Below are 1,943 nucleotides of genomic sequence, written 5' to 3'. Positions count from 1 at the left end.
ACGGCAACCTCTTATGGTTCGGCAACTACACCGGTTGGGGTCGTCTGAAAGAAGAAACCAGAGTAACAGATACTGCATACCAACCGTTCCGCCTGCAAAACCAGTATGCCGACCGTGAAACGGGGCTGCATTACAACTTCTTCAGGTATTATGAACCTGATGTGGGTCGGTTTGTGAATCAGGACCCGATTGGGTTGATGGGTGGGATGAATCTGTATCAGTTTGCGCCGAATACTCAGCAATGGATAGATCATTTAGGGCTTGATGTTAATATCATTCGATCTGATCGCTCAGTTACATTTATCCTTGATATTTCTTTAAATGGAAGGAATGTAACCAATACTGATATAGAAAATGTAAAGAATGGGATTGAACGAAACTGGAATGCTGGAGGATGGAAATATGGTGGATGCAATATTAGATTCATTGCAAATGTAAAAGCAAATGACAGCAAAATGGCTAACCAAATTACTGCCGAACCTATCAATGGTAGAAGTTATGTAAATAAAGCTGGAGGAAATAGAGGAGTTTGGTATATGAGGGATCCTAATGTCTCATGGGTAGCCGCTCATGAGGCTGGCCATCTAATGGGATTAGGTGATAGATACAAAGATATAAACGGGAAAAGTATTCCTCAAAAAGGATGGGAAAACAATATCATGGCTGCACCTAACAAACCTGTTGAACAGAGAAACATAAACGAATTAATACCATTTACAACAAAATGTGCCTGTAATATTTTGGAATACATGTAAACAATATTTTTATATTTATATTAATGGGATTTAAAATGAAAAATATACTACTCTCTTTTGGAATAATTTCTATAATACTTTCACTAGCCTGTACTTATAGAGAAAAATATTATTTCAATCAGGAAAATAAACCGAGAGAACTAGGCCAAGAATTATCAGGTTATCCTTTTGATTTTATAGTATTGAGAATGAAAACAGAAAGTACTAATAATATTGATGGATATGTAAATTTATGGATAAAAAATACCAACGGAGAATCTGAAGCTCTTGAAGCAATTCTGACTAAAAAGCAAATAGACTACCAAAAGAATAGCATTTATTATACTATTGATAAATTTGAACATTTTAAATTTAAAGATGTGCAAATTGAAAACAAAGAAGGTAGGATCTATCTAGATGGGCGTAATTTATCTGAAATTGGGAATGCAACCTTGTCTGAAGATGGGAAGCTAGAGATGGGAACATTTTACCGAACCTTTCATTAGAGTCCACAATCTGTTGCCAGCAAGCGAGGTTGGGTCGAGACCCAACAAAATATCAAGGTCGTCTGAAATAACCTTCAGACGACCTTTCCCTATACGCTTACCCTTACCTGCTTCAACCACAACGAAAACGGCCAACTCATTGCCCAGCACCAATGGAAAGTGCCGAGCAAAGAAGAGAGCGCCCGAAACGGCCTGCCCGACACCGACTGGCGCGATGCGCAGTACGACATGCTGTACCTGCCCGTCACCGAAACCGTCCGCTACCACTACGACTTCAACGGCAACCGCACCGCCACCGTCCTGCCCGACGGCAGACAGATCAACTATCTGTATTACGGCAGCGGCCACCTCCACCAAATCAGCCTCGACGACGAAGTCATTACCGACATCGAGCGCGACAAACTGCACCGCGAAATCTTCCGCACACAAGGTAAACTCGCCAGCCGTTACGAACTCGACCCATTAGGTCGTCTGAAAAGGCAAATCGCCACCCTCAACGACCTGACAGAGGGCGGCAAAGGCAAAAACAAAGTCGCGGCGGGTTATAATCAAACCGCCGTCAAACGCAGCTACGGCTACGGCCGCACCGGCAACCTGACCCACAGCACCGACCAGCGGACGGGAACGACGCATTTCGAATACGACAAACTGGGCAGGATTACTAAAGCCGGTAACGAACTGTTCGCCTTCGACCCCGCGCACA

2 protein-coding genes and 1 pseudogene are annotated in these 1,943 nt (G+C 43.1%); all 3 read left to right on the top strand.

What is annotated here, in order from left to right; all coding sequences use genetic code 11:
- A partial coding sequence (locus HMPREF2726_RS14590; protein WP_246827838.1) for an RHS repeat-associated core domain-containing protein occupies positions 1-755 on the top strand: 755 nt, incomplete at its 5' end.
- Positions 756-790: 35 nt separating this feature from the next.
- Positions 791-1,240, top strand: a complete 450-nt coding sequence (locus HMPREF2726_RS00925; protein WP_141765236.1) for a hypothetical protein — start codon at positions 791-793, stop codon at positions 1,238-1,240.
- A 99-nt stretch (positions 1,241-1,339) separates the two neighbouring features.
- A pseudogene (locus HMPREF2726_RS00920) lies at positions 1,340-1,943 on the top strand (RHS repeat protein); the annotation flags it as partial.

Source organism: Neisseria sp. HMSC074B07 (assembly GCF_001810355.1).
Taxonomy (GTDB): domain Bacteria; phylum Pseudomonadota; class Gammaproteobacteria; order Burkholderiales; family Neisseriaceae; genus Neisseria.
Note: the sequence above shows the minus strand (reverse complement) of the source record. Positions and strands in the feature narration are given on the sequence as shown.

Coding starts and splice junctions, on each gene's coding strand:
- HMPREF2726_RS00925 (WP_141765236.1), top strand. CDS start 791: ATGAAAAATATACTACTCTCTTTTGGAATAATTTCTATAATACTTTCA.